General features: G+C 59.3%; 17 protein-coding genes. 11 read left to right on the plus strand and 6 right to left on the minus strand.

Features of this window, described 5'->3' with window-relative positions; translation table 11 throughout:
• Positions 1–67: 67 nt before the first annotated feature.
• A complete protein-coding gene (locus ACM6IV_RS26580; protein ID WP_414872326.1) occupies positions 68–694 on the minus strand; it encodes a TetR/AcrR family transcriptional regulator in 627 nt (208 codons plus the stop codon).
• 62 nt (positions 695–756) lie between these two features.
• Positions 757–1,641, minus strand: a complete 885-nt coding sequence (locus ACM6IV_RS26585) for a LysR family transcriptional regulator (protein WP_414872327.1) — start codon at positions 1,639–1,641, stop codon at positions 757–759.
• A 167-nt stretch (positions 1,642–1,808) separates the two neighbouring features.
• Between ACM6IV_RS26585 and ACM6IV_RS26590 the strand changes: the two genes are divergently transcribed.
• Together ACM6IV_RS26590 and ACM6IV_RS26595 are read left to right on the plus strand one after the other, a co-directional pair.
• Positions 1,809–3,164, plus strand: coding sequence for an MFS transporter (locus ACM6IV_RS26590; protein ID WP_414872328.1), 1,356 nt, complete (start codon positions 1,809–1,811; stop codon positions 3,162–3,164).
• Positions 3,165–3,179: 15 nt separating this feature from the next.
• On the plus strand, positions 3,180–3,635 hold the full coding sequence (locus tag ACM6IV_RS26595) for a type II 3-dehydroquinate dehydratase (RefSeq protein WP_414872329.1): 456 nt from the start codon (positions 3,180–3,182) through the stop codon (positions 3,633–3,635).
• 36 nt (positions 3,636–3,671) lie between these two features.
• On the opposite strand, the gene ACM6IV_RS26600 is transcribed toward ACM6IV_RS26595, so the two are convergent.
• Entirely contained in the window at positions 3,672–4,838 is a 1,167-nt protein-coding gene (locus ACM6IV_RS26600) for an MFS transporter (protein ID WP_414872330.1), read from the minus strand.
• A 94-nt stretch (positions 4,839–4,932) separates the two neighbouring features.
• Here ACM6IV_RS26600 and ACM6IV_RS26605 point away from each other — a divergent pair, with 94 nt between their 5' ends.
• Both ACM6IV_RS26605 and ACM6IV_RS26610 read left to right on the plus strand, forming a co-directional pair.
• Positions 4,933–5,838 carry a LysR family transcriptional regulator gene (locus ACM6IV_RS26605; protein ID WP_414872331.1) on the plus strand — a complete coding sequence of 302 codons (906 nt, stop codon included), beginning with the start codon at positions 4,933–4,935 and terminating at the stop codon, positions 5,836–5,838.
• Positions 5,839–5,925: 87 nt separating this feature from the next.
• Positions 5,926–7,179, plus strand: a complete 1,254-nt coding sequence (locus ACM6IV_RS26610) for an MFS transporter (RefSeq protein WP_414872332.1) — start codon at positions 5,926–5,928, stop codon at positions 7,177–7,179.
• 71 nt (positions 7,180–7,250) lie between these two features.
• Here ACM6IV_RS26610 and ACM6IV_RS26615 read toward each other — a convergent pair whose 3' ends face one another.
• Positions 7,251–8,681 carry an aldehyde dehydrogenase family protein gene (locus ACM6IV_RS26615; protein WP_414872333.1) on the minus strand — a complete coding sequence of 477 codons (1,431 nt, stop codon included), beginning with the start codon at positions 8,679–8,681 and terminating at the stop codon, positions 7,251–7,253.
• Between the two features lie 123 nt (positions 8,682–8,804).
• Between ACM6IV_RS26615 and ACM6IV_RS26620 the strand changes: the two genes are divergently transcribed.
• The 4 genes from ACM6IV_RS26620 to ACM6IV_RS26635 all read left to right on the plus strand — a co-directional run bounded on the left by ACM6IV_RS26620 (position 8,805) and on the right by ACM6IV_RS26635 (position 11,775).
• Entirely contained in the window at positions 8,805–9,707 is a 903-nt protein-coding gene (locus ACM6IV_RS26620; RefSeq protein ID WP_414872334.1) for a LysR family transcriptional regulator, read from the plus strand.
• A 125-nt stretch (positions 9,708–9,832) separates the two neighbouring features.
• Positions 9,833–10,657 carry an AraC family transcriptional regulator gene (locus ACM6IV_RS26625; protein ID WP_414872407.1) on the plus strand — a complete coding sequence of 275 codons (825 nt, stop codon included), beginning with the start codon at positions 9,833–9,835 and terminating at the stop codon, positions 10,655–10,657.
• 72 nt (positions 10,658–10,729) lie between these two features.
• Positions 10,730–11,116 carry a cupin domain-containing protein gene (locus tag ACM6IV_RS26630; protein WP_414872335.1) on the plus strand — a complete coding sequence of 129 codons (387 nt, stop codon included), beginning with the start codon at positions 10,730–10,732 and terminating at the stop codon, positions 11,114–11,116.
• Between the two features lie 176 nt (positions 11,117–11,292).
• A complete protein-coding gene (locus ACM6IV_RS26635) occupies positions 11,293–11,775 on the plus strand; it encodes a GNAT family N-acetyltransferase (RefSeq protein WP_414872336.1) in 483 nt (160 codons plus the stop codon).
• Between the two features lie 100 nt (positions 11,776–11,875).
• On the opposite strand, the gene ACM6IV_RS26640 is transcribed toward ACM6IV_RS26635, so the two are convergent.
• A complete protein-coding gene (locus tag ACM6IV_RS26640; protein ID WP_414872337.1) occupies positions 11,876–12,883 on the minus strand; it encodes an AraC family transcriptional regulator ligand-binding domain-containing protein in 1,008 nt (335 codons plus the stop codon).
• Positions 12,884–13,111: 228 nt separating this feature from the next.
• Here ACM6IV_RS26640 and ACM6IV_RS26645 point away from each other — a divergent pair, with 228 nt between their 5' ends.
• A complete protein-coding gene (locus ACM6IV_RS26645) occupies positions 13,112–13,708 on the plus strand; it encodes a glutathione S-transferase family protein (protein WP_414872338.1) in 597 nt (198 codons plus the stop codon).
• Between the two features lie 149 nt (positions 13,709–13,857).
• A complete protein-coding gene (locus tag ACM6IV_RS26650; protein ID WP_414872339.1) occupies positions 13,858–14,613 on the plus strand; it encodes a methyltransferase domain-containing protein in 756 nt (251 codons plus the stop codon).
• 66 nt (positions 14,614–14,679) lie between these two features.
• On the opposite strand, the gene ACM6IV_RS26655 is transcribed toward ACM6IV_RS26650, so the two are convergent.
• A complete protein-coding gene (locus ACM6IV_RS26655) occupies positions 14,680–15,630 on the minus strand; it encodes a DMT family transporter (protein WP_414872340.1) in 951 nt (316 codons plus the stop codon).
• Between the two features lie 76 nt (positions 15,631–15,706).
• Here ACM6IV_RS26655 and ACM6IV_RS26660 point away from each other — a divergent pair, with 76 nt between their 5' ends.
• Positions 15,707–16,588: a LysR family transcriptional regulator gene (locus ACM6IV_RS26660; protein WP_414872408.1), complete on the plus strand. Its 882-nt coding sequence runs from the start codon at positions 15,707–15,709 to the stop codon at positions 16,586–16,588.
• The last annotated feature ends 14 nt before the right edge of the window (positions 16,589–16,602 follow it).

The following is a 16,602-nucleotide window of genomic DNA, read 5'->3' on the forward strand; positions in this document are numbered from 1 at the left end:
GGCGGGAAAACTAATGAGGGGGTGTCGCCTTGGCCCGAATCGACTGAAAATTCTACTCAGCGACAGGTCAAGGCATAAGGCTGCGCAGGATGAGATTGGTGGTCAGCGTTGGCGCTTGTTCGATCAGATCCAGATTGTGTTGCAACAGCAGCGGATTGACGAAAGGTCGCAGCGCCAGATTGATCGCCTCGACGGTTTCGTCCAGCGGGGTCTTGCGCTCGAACTCCCCCGCTTCTCGCCCCTGACGCACGATGTCGAGGATAAAGCCCTTGATCTGTGCTTCGTACACCTGAGCACTGTTCCAGCGCTCCGAAGCGGAAAACGCCGCAATGTCGTAGAGCTTGCGATCATTGAAAAACAGGTCAACCCCCGTGGCGATCACGGTTTTGACCAACCTGCGCAAACGCTCGGTGGCTGAAACCGGTTCTGCGTTTATCGCTTGTTCGACCGCGGCAACGATTTGCCCCAGGCAGTTGGCGCAAATGGCCTCGCCAATCGCCTGCTTGGAGTCAAAGAATTTATAGATGTACGCCTTGGAAAAACCGATGGCCTTGGCCAGGTCGGAGACCGTGGTTTTACCGTAGCCATATTGGCTGAAGTGCTCGTTGGCCGCGGCGACAATCTGGTCACGAATGTCGTGTTCGGCGGGGCCGCGAGTGCTCGGCGAGGAGGTCGATACGGTTGGCTGATTCATGGGCGCAGCTTACTCAGCCTGTCGGCGACTGACAATGTGTGATGCTCTATGAACAGCGCATTTCATCCCCAACCCTGTGCCTCTTCAATGAAGTGCAGCACCGCGCTGGACCTTTCATCAATCCGCGAAATCAGCGAAAGCTCACTGACCATTTCCGCTTGAGCCAGCGGCACGATGCGTATGCCGGGCATGGTCAAGCGCGTCATGGTTTCCGGGACGATGCTCAGGCCGATGCCGGCCGCCACCAGCCCCGGAATGCTCATCAGCGATGGCACGTGCATGATGTTCTCGGGGTGCAACTGGTTCTGCCGGCACGCCTGGAGCGTATGTGAGGTCAGGCCGATGCCGGCGCTGTCCTGCAGAAATACGAATTTCTCATGGCGCAGCGTCGCCAGTTCGCCGGTAAAACTGTGCGCCATGTCATGGTTGTCCGGGATCAGCAGGACCAGCCTAGACTGGCTGAAGTGATGAGTGCGCAGACGGTCCGGCAGGTGATCCTTGAAGACCCGGGCGAAGGCCAGGTCAAGCTTGTGCTCGAGCAACATGTCGAACTGCGCGCGGATACCGGCGTCCACCAGCGACACTTTGACTTCCGGGAAGGTGCTGAAGTAATGCCGCAGCAACTGCGGCAAATTGGCCTCGAACAGCGCCGAGTGATAGCCGATGTTGATCTCGCCCACTTCACCACGGCGCGCCCGCCGAGCAGCGGCAATCGCCAGTTCACTGGATTCGATGGACTGCCGCGCATGGGGCAGAAATGCCTCGCCGGCAGCGGTCAATGCGACACCGCGGTTTTCCCGCCGGAACAAGGTCAACCCCAGCTCGGACTCCAGGGTTCGCATCAACTGGCTCAGTGCCGGTTGCGCAACGCCCAACTGCTCAGCCGCCCGACTGAAGTGCTGCAAGTCAGCGGCAACGACAAAGGCTTTCAGATGACGCAGTTCCATACTTGCTACCCATAAGGCTGGCTTATCTATTTATCGTGATTTCGATAATTATTCTGCAAGCAGGATGCGCTAACGTCTAGCCACCTCGACGATCCCTGCCCATTGCGTGGTTACTGCGCAGACCGTCCGGGCATCCCGACACTATAAAAATAATGACGAGCACCCTTATGAGCACAATCAGTCACGAGACTCATGATTCGCGCATGCCTCGCAAAGCGGTGACCGCTGCGACCATTGGCACGGCCCTGGAGTGGTTCGACTTCACGCTGTATGGCGCGATGTCCGCGACCATTTTGCCCAAATTGTTTTTCCCGGCCATGGAGCCGACCGCTGGCCTGCTCGCCTCCCTGGCAACCTTCGGCGTCGGCCTGGCCGCGCGGCCATTGGGCGCTATCACCTGTGGCTACCTGGGTGACAAACTCGGCCGGCGCAATCTGATGCTGGCCACCGTGACCATGATGGGCCTCGCCTCGGTGCTGATGGGCTTGTTGCCCACCTACGCTCAAGTGGGTATCTGGGCGCCGATCCTGCTGGTGCTGCTGCGGATCGTTCAAGGCTTCGCGCTGGGCGGCGAGTCCACCGGTGCGCAACTGATGGCGCTGGAACACGCCTCCCCCGATCGCCGCGGGCGCTATTCCGGCATGCTCGGCTTGTGCTCACCGCTCAGCCAGATATTGGCCAACGGCGTGTTGATGGGCCTGGCGGCGACACTTTCAAGCGAGCAGTTTGAAAGCTTTGGCTGGCGAATTCCTTTCCTGATGAGCTTCGTGCTGGTGGTGGTGGCCATCTTCATCCGCCTGAAGGTCGATGAGACCCCGGCGTTCGTGGCCTTGAAAAAGACCCCGGTCAAACAGGAAAAAAGCCCACTCAAATCCGCTGTCGGCAGCCACTACAAAACCATCCTGCGCCTGATGCTGTTTTTCTGCTCGCCCGCTGCGCTGTTCTATCTGATCGTGATTTTCTCACTCAGCTATCTGACCAAGCACTTGGGCTTCAGTCAGTCGACAGGCTTCATGTCGCTGATGGTGGCTAACGTCTGCGCAATTTTCGGTGCGCTGGCCGGCGGTTATCTGTCCGATCGCTGGGGCCGGAAAAAGGCCTTGGCACTGGGTTCATGCATGACCTTGCTGATCCTGTTCGTGTATTTCCCGATCCTCAACACACTGAACGTTGCGGCCATCATGGCAATCATGGGGCTGTTCCTGGGCTTCACCCAGTTCCAGAGCGGGATTCAACCTGTGGCTTTTGCCGAGGCGTTCCCGACCCAGGTCCGCTATTCGGGTTCGGCACTGGCCTACACCGGCGCCAACCTGGTGATTGGCGGGCCGATGCCGATGATCGCCGTATGGCTGATGAGCCAGTCAAACAACTCGCCGTGGCCGCTGGTGACCTTGTGCGCGGTGATCAACCTGGTCTCCCTGGCCATGATTGTCATCGGCCCGGAAACCCGCGGCATCGACCTGAACGCCGTCGCCAGCGACGAGGCCCTCGACACTCGCGCTACCGCCCTTCTTTCCAAATAACGCAGCAGGACCACCATGAACCGCACCGTATTCATCCTCAACGGCCCAAACCTCAACCTGCTCGGTCGCCGCGAGCCGCACATTTACGGCCACACCACCCTCGAGCAGATCCGCCAGCGCAGTGAAAGACTGGCCGAGGAACTTGAGCTGATCTGCGATTTTCGCCAAACCAACCACGAAGGTGTGATGGTCGACTGGATTCAAGAGGCGTTCGAGCAAGGCGCGGCCGTCATCATCAACCCGGCCGGCCTGTCGTTCCACTCGATTCCGGTACTGGATGCGCTGAAGCTGCTCGCCACACCGCTGATTGAACTGCACCTGTCGAACATCCATGCCAGGGACGAACTGCACCGTCACTCGATCATGTCGGGCGTGGCCAACGCGGTGATTTGCGGCATGGGCGCCGACGGATATGCCCTGGCCATCCGGGCCGTCGATGACTTGTTGCGTCGTCAGGCAGGCGATCACTGACACCGCTTCGCCCTCGCCTGCCACCCGAGCAAATCGTCACACCACGGCGGCTTCAATTGTTCTGGTGCGCCAAGCAAACGCCAACACCATCAGCAGTCCCAGGCCGGCCATTGCTGCGCCGGCCAGGGAGATCGCCGGATAACCCAGCCCGCTGCTGATCACCGCGCCGCCCAGCGCCGCGCCAATCGCGTTGCCGAAGTTGAAGGCGCCGATGTTCACCGCCGAGGCCAGATTGGGCGCGTCCTTGGCCGCTTCCATCACACGCATCTGTAGCGGCGGCACCAGGGCGAAGCTGGCGATACCCCAAATCAGAATGGCCACGGCGGCCGGCAGCGGCCAGCGCATCAGTACGGTGAACGCCAACAGGATCACAATCAGTACGCTCAGCGAGACGATCAGGGTGCGATCGATCGAGCGGTCAGCGGCTTTGCCGCCCCACATGTTGCCCAGCGTCAACCCGACACCGTAAAGCATCAGCATGGCGGTGATGAAGGCGGTGGATGCATGGGTCTCGCTGCTGAGGATCGGCGCGATGTAGGTGAAAACGGTGAACATGGCACTCGAGCCGACAACGGTCAGGGCCAGCGCGGCCAGCACCGGGCCGCGCCCCAAGACGCGGATTTCCGCCATGACACCGACGCTTTGCGGCGCCCGCACATTGGGCAAGGCGAACCACAGCGCGGCCATGGTCATCACGCCAAGGCCGGTAATCCCCCAGAAAGCCGTGCGCCAGCCGAAGAGTTCGCCAAACCAGGCAGCCAGCGGCACGCCGCCGATGGTCGCCAAGGTCAGGCCCATGAACATCGCCGCAACCGCCCCGGCACGTTTTTCCGGGGCGACTAGGGTGGCGGCGACGACGGAGCCAACGCCAAAGAAGGCACCGTGGTTCAGCGAGGTCACGACTCTGGCGACCATGAGACTGTAGTAATCGGTGGCCAGGGCCGACATCAGATTACCCAGGGTGAAGATCGCCATCAGCCCGATCAGCAGATAGCGTCGGGGAATCTTGCCGGTGGTCAGGGTCATCAGCGGTGCGCCGAGCAATACGCCCAGCGCATAAGCGCTGACCAGCAAACCGGCTGCGGGAATGGACACGCCCAGATCCGCAGCGATACCCGGCAACATGCCCATGGGGGCGAATTCTGTAACGCCGATGCCGAAGGCACCGATGGCGAGTGCAACAAGTGGTGGATTGATACGCATGGAAAGCTCCTTATCTATGCCGCCAATGCTACGATCCCGTCTTTTCCGGCGGTAGATGGCATTTTTGGCAATCACCTTTGCGTAGGAGGCACAAGTGGATTTCAACGGCAGGTCAGGTGAAATGAGCGTGTTCACCACCGTGGCGCAGGAAGGCAGCCTGTCGGCGGCCGCGCGTGCTCTGGGCCTGACACCCTCGGCAGTCAGTCGGATCATCGCCCGCACCGAGCAACGGCTTGGCACTCGCCTGCTATTGCGCACCACACGAGCGCTCACCTTCACCGCCGAGGGCGAAGCGTTCCTGCGCGGCGCCCGGCGTATCCTCGCCGACATGGACGAGGTCGAAGAAGCCATCGCCGATCAAGGCGTGCCCAGAGGAAGATTGCGCGTCAGTGCCGCCCTTGGCCACGGCCGTCTGGCCATCGTTCCCTTGGTCGCAGCCTTCAGCGCCCGCTACCCGAACATCGTCATCGACCTCAGCCTGGGCGACGAAGTGGTCGACATTCTTGGCGGGCAAGCCGACGTCGCGATCCGCTTTGGCCATCTGCCCGACAGCCCGCTGACCGCCCGCAGGATCGGCGACACCGGCCAGGTCGTGGTGGCATCACCGGAGTATCTGCAGCGCCACGGCATCCCGCAGGAACCGGAAGACCTGCTGCAGCACAACTGCCTGCGCTTCAACTTCCGGCGGGCCGAATCCAACTGGCCATTTACCCGCGATGGCAAAGCGTTTTCCCTGAAGGTCAGCGGCAACATCGAATGCAGCAGTGGTGAAGCGCTGGCACAACTTGCGCGAGTGGGTGCCGGCATTGCCCGTATCGGAGAGTTCAGCGTGAGCGAAGATCTGCAGCGCGGCGACCTGATTGCGCTGCTGCAAGCCCGGAACCCGGGGGACCAGGAACCGATTCATGCGGTGTTCGTCGGCGGTGCGGCAATGCCGGCGCGGGTGCGATTGTTTGTGGACTTCCTGCTGGAACATCACCGGATGTCAGCGCAGGTATAAGCTGATATGTGCGCAGCGGCATTGCGGATAATTCGAAGCGGGCGAATGACATCCCAAACACAAGGTGCGGAGCAAGGAACCGACTAATTGAGTACATTTCGAAAGTATCTTTGCCTGGACTTGTTACTTTGGATCTACCTCGGCTGTTGGAATACCACGCTACCGCTGATCATCGTGCAGCGAGGAAGCCTGCTGGAGCTGGCAGCCTACGAAACAGCACTCGCACTCGCGGCGATCATTTCAATGTTGTGTCTGGCGCCGCGTGTTGAGTCAATGCGCCGCAGCACGGCGCTCAAGGTAGGCTGTTTTGCGATCTTGATGGCGAGCGTATTGCGATACTTTTTTGCCGCAAGCTGGTATTCCCTTGATGCGCTGATACTGATCGACGTGATCGCTGCATCAGCATTTGGAATGATCCAGCCTCTTTTGGGTATCTATCCTGCGGAAACCGTTGATAAACATCGTACGGACGCTGCATTTCGCGTCCGGCGCATCGTTGTTACTGTCGGCCGGGTTGCTGGACCTTTGTTGGCGGGTATCGTAATTACGGTTTATTCACTGGAAATCTCGCTGCTATTCGTGTCGATAGTGGGATTCCTCATTGTGGTTTTAGCCATGGCGTTACCGGTGAGTGCAGCCCCTTCCCTGCAACCCAGAAAATCATCAGCCGATCTTGTTAATGACATGCTCTTGGGGCTTAAACTCAAATGCGTTCTACCGCCAGAACAATTTTTGACGTTTTCCGGATTACTGCTTGGTCTGGCCGTTACCGCGACCGTACCGATGCTGGTGCCAGCGCTCATACACACTCGGGGTCTAGCTGAAGGTAGCGTTGGCCTGTTCAATGCGGTATTCGCGGGTGGAGCCGTTGCAGGCTTGTTCTTTTTAAGCCCGCTGATTACCAAAAAGGAAAATCAGCGCGACAAGTATCTTGGATGTTGGGCCCTATTAACGTTTGCACTCTGTGCAGCGACGCAAGCCGACGAAATCTGGGAGTTGAGTACTTGCCTGTTTTTCGCCGGGGCAGCGAGTGCATGCATTACGATGGTCGGAATGGACAAGAGGGTCATGTCGATCCCCTCCGGCGTACGCGTGCGACTAATGGCATCCACGTTAGTGATCAGTCAACTAGGAAGCTCGGTCTCATTCATGATGACGGGCGCCATCATGTCCAGATCCGGCGCGACCAGTTTGATGTGGCTTTATCTCGGGGTATTTCTGATTATCGTCATGTATTCCGTGCGATCAAAAAAGATATGGCACTTCCTGGAAGATGACGCTGAGTCAGAGCTGTATTACGCGAAAAACCATCCGAAACTGGCTGCGATCATGACTCCATGAAATGTCTCCTGAGTATGTGCCCGGTAGCCCGGACGACGGATGCAGTGCCCCCAGACAGGAACCTGACCCAGTCATTTCACCGGGTCATTGCTGATCAACGTCTTCGGCTCCAGATACGCGCTCATCCCCCACCTGCCCATTTCGCGCCCAAGGCCTGAATGCTTGAATCCACCGAATGGGGCACGTGGTTCGTGGGCCAGAGTGTTGATGAGCACGCGTCCCGCGTCGATCTGACGGGCGATATTCACACAACGTTCAGCGCTTTTCCCCAGCACCAGGGCGCTCAGCCCATAGTCCGTATCGTTGGCAATGCTGATCGCATCGGCGTCGTCCTCGTAGGGGATGATTGTCAGCACGGGGCCGAAGATTTCCTCGCGCGCGATGCGCATCCGGTTGTTGGCATCAGTGAAGATCGTGGGCTTCACGAACCATCCGGCATGCAAGCCTTCCGGGCGACCTTCGCCACCCGCCAGCAACCTCGCGCCTTCTTCCTGGCCGGTACGGATGTAGCGCTGCACCCGTTCCCATTGTTTCTGGCTCACCATCGGACCGATGTCGGTGTCGGTGTTACGCGGATCGCCCGATCGGACCTGTGAGACGCCCTCCTTCGCAATGCGCTCGAACTCTGCCAGCCGGCGGCGCGGCACGAGGATGCGAGTGCCCGCGATGCAAGCCTGGCCGCTGTTGAGAAATCCGGCTTGCAGCACCAGCGGCATCACGGCTTGGAAATCCGCATCGTCAAGCACCACGGTGGGCGACTTGCCGCCGAGTTCAAGCGTCACGCGCTTCATCGTGTCAGCACCGGTTTTGACCAGATGTTGGCCGATAGCGGACGAACCCGTGAACGAGATCTTGGCAACGTCGGGATGACGGGCGATCTCCTCGCCAACCACATCGCCTCGCCCGTTGACGATGTTGAATACACCCGGTGGCAGCCCCGCCTCGTGCAACGCACTGACCACGACCTGCGTCTGTAACGCGCTCATCTCGCTAGGCTTGATGACGGCGGTGCAACCCGTCGCCAGCGCGGTGGCCAGTTTGTTGCAGATGAAACCCGCATTACTGTTCCAGGGCGTGATCAGACCGGTCACACCCACGGGCGTCAGAATGACCTTGGCCATGCCGACCTGTTCCTCGAAATCGAACGCCTCCAGTGCATCGATTGCTTGCGCGATCACCTCGGCCGGATAAGTCGCCATCCAGCGACCGCGAACCGCAGGCGCGCCGTACTCCACGAGGATGGCTTCCAGCAACTCCTCCTCCCTTGCCGCCATGGCCCGGTGCATGCGGCGCAGTGCCGCAATGCGCTCCTCCCGGCTGGTACGGGCCCACGCCGGGAACGCAACCTTGGCGGCTGCGATCGCGCGCTGTGCGTCCAGTGCATCGCCCAGCCGAACCTGGCCGATGACTTCCTCGGTACTCGGATCATGAAGGTCGAACCATTCCTGACCGTGTGGAAGGACGAACTCGCCGTTTATGTAGATATGTTCAATGCGTTGCATGGCGACTCCTCGCTCAAAAACGACTCGCCTGAATCGAGCCTCTGTGATGGAGTCTAAGAAGGGTTCATTATTCCGATAAGCCATCCTTTGGCTGATGAAGCATCCTTATATTCAGGACAATCCATGCACAGAACAGCAATGACCGAGCTGGAAGTGGTACTGGCCGTGGCGCGCCGCAGCAGTTTTCGCGGCGCAGCCCAGGAGTTGGGCATGTCCACTACCGCCGTGAGCAGCGCGGTGGCCGGCCTGGAAGCACGCCTGAAAGTGCGCCTGTTCAATCGCTCCACGCGCAGCGTTGCCCTCACCGACATCGGCCAACGCTATGTGGCCCGCATCGCCCCTGCGTTGGCACAGATCAAAAGTGCCGGCGAAGAAGCCAGCGTCGGCCCCGATGAACCCAGCGGCACATTGCGCATCAATGCACCGCATGGCGCGGCCTGCCTGCTGTTGGATCCGCTATTGAAGCAGTACGCTCAGCGCTATCCCGAAGTGCGCATCGACATCGTCAGCGAATCAAGCATGGTCGACATTATCGCCGGTGGTTTCGACGCCGGGATTCGCCTGGCAGAATCTGTGCCGCAAGACATGATTGCCGTGGCACTGTCAGGTGACATCCGGATGCTTGTGGTGGCCACGCCCGAGTACCTCGAACGCCACGGCGTGCCCGAGCATCCGCGAGATCTGCTCACCCACCGGAGCATCGGCATGCGCATGGCCCATGGTGGCCTCTACCAGTGGGAATTGGAGTGCGATGGCCAAAAACTGCAGATGGATCTGCCGGTGTGCTTTGCGTCCAACGAGTTGCTGGCCATCAAACAGGCCGTGGTGTCGGGCCTCGGCATTGGGTTCATTTCCGAGTGGTTCATCCAGGAGGAACTGGCGAGCGGCGCCCTGGTGCCAGTGTTGATGCCGTGGTGCCCGTCGTTTGGCGGGTTGAGGCTCTACTACTCGGGCCATCGCTTCGTGCCGGCGCGATTGCGCGCACTGATTGAACTGGCGCAGCAGTTGCGGCCCACTGTGGCTTGATCTGGGCTGAGACTTATCTGAAGGTCGCCGGCAAATTTGATGAGGTTGAAGGGTTGCTGTGGGGAGATGATTTCCGCCAGACAAATCTTCACCACCAACGCGCAGAATCGGGAAGCCACACATTCATGGATCAGAAAAACGGCCAACCAGGCAGCGCCGACTGGGTCATCCGCAGTGTTCAACCAGGAGGCATCGAGCGTATCGAAGCGTGGTTCGGCAGCCACGGCTACGATCCCCATCGACACGACACCTACTCGATCGGCCGCACATTGGCCGGCGTCCAGAGCTTTCACTACGGAGGCTCGTTGCGCCACGGTATCCCCGGCAATACGCTCGTGCTTCATCCAGACGAACTTCACGACGGCATGGCCGGCACCGACGCAGGCTTTCGTTATCGAATGGCCTACGTTGATCCGGCATTAATCCAGAACGTCCTGGGTGGGCAACCGCTGCCCTTTATCGCCGGGGGACTTTCGAGCGATCCGCGTCTGTTCCATGCCAGTGAAGCATTCGTGCAAGCGGTGGATCATCCACTGGAAACACTGGAGGAACAGGACGCGCTGTATGACCTGGCGATGGCGTTGCGTGCCGTCGGGGGCAAGCCGCGCGGACGCAAGCGTCTGGATTACCGGGCCGCCGGGCGCGCCAGAGCATTCATCCTGGAACATCTGCATTCATGCATCACCCTGGAGATGCTGGAACATGCCAGTGGGCGCGAGCGCTGGAGCCTGTCACGCGATTTCAGAACGCTTTACGGGACGAGCCCTTACCGATTTGTCACGCTGCGCCGCCTGGATCGGTTTCGCGAAATGGTGCTTGAAGGTTTCACCTTGGTAGATGCGGCCCTCGTCGCGGGTTTCCACGATCAAAGTCATATGACACGTCACTTCACCCGCTGCTACGGAATCCCGCCGATGCGCTGGCTGGAACGATTGCGGGCCGCGCGCTGACTTGCAGGATCGTACAAGAGCGCCCTGTTCCATGCGCTATAGGCTGGCGACTCCAAACACAGAGGATCCGTCATGGCAGAGCTCCGTCATCAACAATCATCAGTTCCTGTAAACCTGGCACGTAAAGCTTCGCTCATCGACCAGCACTGGAGCCCCAGGGTTGTTGCAGAGATGAATGACTACCAGTTCAAGGTTGTACGAATAGAAGGCGAATTCATCTGGCACTCCCATCCTGAGACCGACGAAGCATTTCTTGTCCTGGAAGGCACCTTGCGCATCGACCTGCCGGAAGGCTGCGTCTATGTGAATCCGGGTGAACTGTATGTGGTGCCCCGTGGCGTGGAACATCGGACGGCTGCAGAAGGTGAAGCAAAACTGATGATGATCGAGCCACGAGGCATTTTGAACACAGGGCATGAAGATGGCGAGAGAACGGCTTTGAACGACATCTGGATATAAACCGACTACATCTTATCGACTGGTCGCCCGGACGTGTTCGCAGTTGGCCCTTACAGCCCAGCGCTGGTGGGGACGATCGTCACAACGGCCAGCAGTGAAAACTGGCGCTGTTGAAATTGCCCCACACATCAGGCTCTCTATACTGGCCTTCCAGGATGGTAAATAGAGCGCAAAATATGCCCGTCGTACCCAATCAAAATTCTTTGGTCATTTTGGTCCCAGCTCAACAAAGCGACGTGGACAATCTTGTAGCCATTCGAATCGAGGCCATGCGCGAAAGTCTGGAGCGTGTCGGGCGATTTGATCCGGTGCGTGCGCGTGAGCGGTTTCTTAGCGGTTTTGAAGCTCGCAACACACACTACATCGAGGTATCCGGAGAGAGGGTTGGTTTTGTGGTGGTCAAGCATCATCACAATGAACTCTTGCTCGACCACTTGTATGTGAAACCGAGCGCACAAGGATCAGGTATAGGCTCTGTTGTTCTTGCTCAGATTTTCAAAGTGGCGGATGCGGCTGCGCTCCCTGTTAAAGTTGGAGCGCTCAAAGAAAGCGCTTCGAATCGCTTTTACATCCGCCATGGCTTCCAATTCGTCGAAAGCGGTGAATTCGACAATTATTATGTTCGTCAGAGCGTTCCGGCGGTTGGCCCGGATTGCTAGCTGGACAGGATGAACCTCAAGGTACGCTTCACACACTCTGGGCCAGAAGCAGACGTGCATGGGCACCGCCGTGAGGGGCCGATCGTTTCTTCCCTGAGCCTTATGCGTTAACGCGTCGCCATTCACCTGGTGAAATCTTTTCCCATTGCCGGAACGCCCGAAAGTAAGAATTGGCGTCCTCGTACCCGAGTAGATAGGCCACTTCTTTCAGTTCAAGGCTTGTATCAGCAAGCAAGTGAAAGCCCACGTGGCGTCGGGCCTCATTGAGCAGTTCGCTGAACGTTGTGCCCTCTGCTGCCAACCGTCGTTGCAGCGTCCGTTCACTTTGCAGCAGCTCTTGAGCCAAGTGTTGCAGGGTTGGTCGTCCGTCGGCCAAGGCTCGTTTCAGCAAGCCGATTACCTGCTCACGGAATCCAGCTGGCGCGCCGATCTCTTGCAAGGCGGCAGTCATGCCAGGGGTCAGGACGTGGAGCATTTCCGGGTTATGTTCCAGAAACGGCAGGCTCAAGTCGCTGGCGCTGATTGTCAGTTGGTCACGAGCTGCGCCATAGCGAATGGGACAGCCGAAATAATGCGCATGGGTTTCCAGGTTTTGCTCCGGGCGTCGCAGGCTTACTGTCAGAGGCACCAAGTGCGTCCCCGTGCCGCGCCGACCGAGCTCCAGCAAAAAAGCAAAACATGCCTCCACCGCGAGATGAGGCTGTGGGCCGCTGCCAGCCGGCCAAAGAATAGTGAACAACACCTCGCCGTCACGCTCCTCGACACAGATCTGGTCGGGGCTGCATAGGCGCATGAAGCGGGAATACCTCGCCACCCCTTCGCGAAAATCGGCGGCATATAACGCGGCAAGGAACGCCAGTTTGTGTTTTCCGCTGGGCGTGTCGCGGACCATTTTTATGGCGAAAGCCGGGTCTGCCGATAACGCCTCAATGGCCCGCCAAACAGCGAACAGCTGATCGATCGTGACAACGGCGTCGTTCCGGTGAAGGTCGCTTGGCAGTTGCGCATGTTGTTGAACCGCCACCGGGCTGAGACCCAGTCGCTCTATCGCCTGCCAGAATACTTTGGGTAGTTTGCACCGCTCGGAGCGGATCTCAGGTTGGGACATTTCAGGCTCCGAGCCGCACGTAAGCGGCAACGCGTAATGCAGCGCCAATCTATGGCGCGTTTCGCAAGTGTTCTGACGCAAACCGCCCACGAAGGAATGCACCCTCGCGCTTAGCATGATCGTTAATGAAACGAGCTGAGGTGCTCACGATGGCAACAACGTTCTATACCAATCCCAATTCTCGCGGCCGCATGGTGCGCTGGATGCTAGAAGAAATCGGCTGCACCTATGACGTGGTCATTCTGGATTACCAGTCGGCCAGTGGAGCTGACCGCTGGGGCGGCGCTGCACTGGAAGTACCCGTGCACACCAGCGCTGATGATCCACATGCAGTTTTTTTTTCGCGACGTGAACCCGATGGGAAAAGTCCCCGCGCTGGTGCACAACGGGCAGACCATAACAGAAACTGCTGCCATCTGTGCCTATCTGGCTGACGCCTTTCCCAAAGCCGGACTGGCGCCTGCGCCGGAGGACCGGGCGGCGTATTACCGTTGGCTGTTTTTTGCAGCAGGCCCCGTGGAGCAGGCCGTAACCAACCACCGCGCGGGCTTCAACCCTGAGCCTGAGCAAGAGTTCTTCTTTGGCTATGGAAGCTATGCACGCACAGTGGACCAGCTTGAGCGCGCGGTGCTGGCCAGCCCTTTCATTGCCGGTGAGCGCTTCACCGCTGCGGACGTGTATGTCGGCTCGCACATCGGCTGGGGACTTGCCATGAACACCTTGCCGCCCCGGGCCGCATTTCTCGCCTACGCCGAGAAACTTACCGGCCGCGAGGCGTATAAACGTGCGGCAGCAAAGGATGAGGCGCTGCTCGTGGCGGGCTGATTAACGGAAACTGCCGGAGCGCTACCCGAAGGCGCCATGCAGGTGCAACCACCTGAGAAAAGCGCCTTCGCCCGCAACGCAATGGATGGCGCCGCCAGAACCTGCCGATGGGGCGGCGCACATTTGCAACACACTTGAGGAGCTTTGCCATGTCGAACACTTCACCGGACTTCACCGAACGCCTGCTCGTCGATGCCGGAATCCGCGAAGGCATGCGCGTACTGGACGTCGGCTGCGGTTCAGGCGATGTCACCTACTTGCTTGCGCGCCTGGTCGGCAGCACCGGGGCGGTGGTGGGTGCGGATCACGACGCCAATGCACTGGCCATTGCACGCCAACGCAGTACCCCGACGGGCCATGCCCAACCTGAATTCATCGATAGCGATCTGCTCGGACTTGCCGAGTCGCTTGGCGTGTTTGACGCAATCGTTGGTCGGCGGGTGTTGATGTATCAGACTGATACCGTCGCGGCTGTACGGGCACTGGCGCGACACTTGCGGCCTGGAGGCATTCTCGTATTTCAAGAACACGACACCACTCTGGTGCCGGCGAGCCTGGACGGATTTGCGCTACACAAACGCGCCCAGGGCTGGATACAACGCATGATCGAGCGTGAAGGGGCTGATCTGCATATCGGTTTCAACCTTCATCGCATCTTTACCCAGGCCGGTCTAGCCGTAGAAGCGGTACGTGGAGAATGCCTTATTCAGACGCCCGGCAGCCCCTACGCGCTGGGACATATCGTACGAGCCTGTCTGCCGCGAATCCTTGCGCACGGCGTCGCCACGGCAGAAGAGGTCGAAATGGAAACCCTGCAAGCACGGCTAGACGATGAACGCACCCAATCTGAAGGTATCTATATTGGCGACATGATCTTCGGCGCCTGGGCGAAAAAATCGCAGTGAGTGGGCAACCGGGTTTGACCGACAGCCACCCTCTCCAATCGCGGCTATACACCACGAACGGCCGACCTACTGCGAGTTTCGATTTAGCTGTTTGTCGCTTTCACGCTCGGCACGCACCACTATCCAGACACCCAGCACTGAAATTGCGGTTCCGACTGCCATCAGCCACGACAAAGGTTCGCCGAAGGCGACCCATGCCCACACCAAGGTGACCGCCGGGCTCAGGTACAGCACGCTGGCAACTCGGGTAGCGCTCGAACGCCGCAAGCACAGCCAGTACAGACCATAACCGCCAACCGTCGACACGGCGGCGGTCCACAGCACACTTATCGCCAAACCTGCGGTCAGCTGCGGGACAAGACTGCCCTGCCAGCTCTGATGCACACCGAATGCAATTGCCGAAACGGCGCATTGCAACCACAGGTTAGGCAACAAGGCCATCATCGTGCGCGGGGACAATTGCTTGCGCCACAGCGTCGCCAGGGCCAGCGAGCCCATGCCCAGTAGAGGCAGCGAGTAGGTCCAGAGAGGAGCGTCACTCAGCGTCAATGCATCTCGGCCTACCAGTATTACGCCGACCAGGCCGGTGCCAAGGCCGAGCCAGACCCGCCATGAGAGGCGGTGACCTGGCATGACTGTGGTCAGCAGCGCCATGCCAATGGGCAACATGTCGGCCAGCAACGCAGCCAAGCCTGCGGGTACGCCCAAAGCAATACCTTGCACCACACCCCACAAATATCCGGTCATCGCCAAAAACCCGATCCCTGCGTTTTGCAAAAGTGCTTTGGCTGACGCATTGCGCAGCGCCTTGGCAACGAACGGTAGTAGCACCAGGCAAATCAACGCGCAGCGCCAGAACACCACCAGCAACGGCGGCGAATAATCGATGGAAAAGCGAGCGCCAATGAAGCCCGAACTCCAAGCCAGGACCAATCCCGCTTCCAGGACAAGTATTGGCAGGCGATCGAACCATGGCCGATGGATGGATGAGCAGGAAACCGCATTCGTGATGTTCATAGGGGACAACCCTACGCACGCCCTATAATCTTATAAATCAAAATAATCTACACAAGTACTTCAAGGTTATTGAATGATGGCGACCACTCTCGATATTGATCTGCTGCGCACGTTTCATGCGGTGGTCCGCTTGGGCAAGTTCAGTGGGGCGGCACAAGCTCTGCACAAAAGCCCGGCAGCCGTCAGTGTGCATGTCCAGCGGCTCGAGACGCTGGCCGGAGGGCGTCTGCTGCATCGGGATAACCAAGGGGTGACGCTGACACCGCTGGGCGAGCGGCTGTTGAAGTCGACGGTGGACCTGTTGCACACCCATGATCGGGTGCTGGCGCAACTGCAGGGCGCGCAGCTCAACGGGCAGATAACGCTGGGCGTTCCCGACGAGTATGCGGCGCATGTGATCCGCGACATTTTGCCGGGCTTTACCGCGGCGTGGCCGAACGTGGTGCTCCGGGTGCTGACGGCGCCGAGCTATACGCTCAGCGACTGGGTACAGCGAGGTAAAGTGCAGATGGCGCTGGTGTCACGTCCAAGAGCATCGCGGCCTGATGTGGAAGTCGCCACTCAAGCACAGGTGTTGGCTGTGACCACGCCGGTATGGGTGGCCGGAACAGCGGGACCCACGCCCACTTTCAGCCAGACCTCTGCCCCCCTGCCACTGGCGCTGTACGCCGACGATTGCCCTTACCGGCGGGCGATGCTCGATACATTGCGGGCCAAGGGGCGCACCTGGCGGGTGGTGCTGGACAGTCCCTCGACCCAGGCCGTTCGAGCGTGTGTGGAGGCCGGGCTAGGAATTGGCCTGATAGACCGGGAAGCCATCACTGCGCAAATGCAAGTGCTTGAAGATTTTCCGCCCGTTGGCGAGCACGAGGTGGTTCTGGCGCGCGCCGTTTCAACCCCGAATGACGAAGCAATCGAATTGCTCACCCAAAGCCTTCATCGGCATTTTCGGTTGTAGTGCAACGCCGTCTC

This window comes from Pseudomonas sp. IT-347P, from assembly GCF_949768005.1.
GTDB lineage: Bacteria > Pseudomonadota > Gammaproteobacteria > Pseudomonadales > Pseudomonadaceae > Aquipseudomonas.

Excerpts from the sequence above, each read along its gene's own strand:
- ACM6IV_RS26640 (WP_414872337.1), bottom strand. The coding sequence starts at position 12,883 with ATGTCCCAACCTGAGATCCGCTCCGAGCGGTGCAAACTACCCAAAGTA.
- ACM6IV_RS26590 (WP_414872328.1), top strand. The coding sequence starts at position 1,809 with ATGAGCACAATCAGTCACGAGACTCATGATTCGCGCATGCCTCGCAAA.
- ACM6IV_RS26655 (WP_414872340.1), bottom strand. The coding sequence starts at position 15,630 with ATGAACATCACGAATGCGGTTTCCTGCTCATCCATCCATCGGCCATGG.
- ACM6IV_RS26600 (WP_414872330.1), bottom strand. The coding sequence starts at position 4,838 with ATGCGTATCAATCCACCACTTGTTGCACTCGCCATCGGTGCCTTCGGC.
- ACM6IV_RS26650 (WP_414872339.1), top strand. The coding sequence starts at position 13,858 with ATGTCGAACACTTCACCGGACTTCACCGAACGCCTGCTCGTCGATGCC.
- ACM6IV_RS26625 (WP_414872407.1), top strand. The coding sequence starts at position 9,833 with ATGGATCAGAAAAACGGCCAACCAGGCAGCGCCGACTGGGTCATCCGC.
- ACM6IV_RS26615 (WP_414872333.1), bottom strand. The coding sequence starts at position 8,681 with ATGCAACGCATTGAACATATCTACATAAACGGCGAGTTCGTCCTTCCA.
- ACM6IV_RS26585 (WP_414872327.1), bottom strand. The coding sequence starts at position 1,641 with ATGGAACTGCGTCATCTGAAAGCCTTTGTCGTTGCCGCTGACTTGCAG.
- ACM6IV_RS26580 (WP_414872326.1), bottom strand. The coding sequence starts at position 694 with ATGAATCAGCCAACCGTATCGACCTCCTCGCCGAGCACTCGCGGCCCC.
- ACM6IV_RS26595 (WP_414872329.1), top strand. The coding sequence starts at position 3,180 with ATGAACCGCACCGTATTCATCCTCAACGGCCCAAACCTCAACCTGCTC.
- ACM6IV_RS26635 (WP_414872336.1), top strand. The coding sequence starts at position 11,293 with ATGCCCGTCGTACCCAATCAAAATTCTTTGGTCATTTTGGTCCCAGCT.
- ACM6IV_RS26660 (WP_414872408.1), top strand. The coding sequence starts at position 15,707 with ATGGCGACCACTCTCGATATTGATCTGCTGCGCACGTTTCATGCGGTG.
- ACM6IV_RS26630 (WP_414872335.1), top strand. The coding sequence starts at position 10,730 with ATGGCAGAGCTCCGTCATCAACAATCATCAGTTCCTGTAAACCTGGCA.
- ACM6IV_RS26620 (WP_414872334.1), top strand. The coding sequence starts at position 8,805 with ATGCACAGAACAGCAATGACCGAGCTGGAAGTGGTACTGGCCGTGGCG.
- ACM6IV_RS26645 (WP_414872338.1), top strand. The coding sequence starts at position 13,112 with ATGACGTGGTCATTCTGGATTACCAGTCGGCCAGTGGAGCTGACCGCT.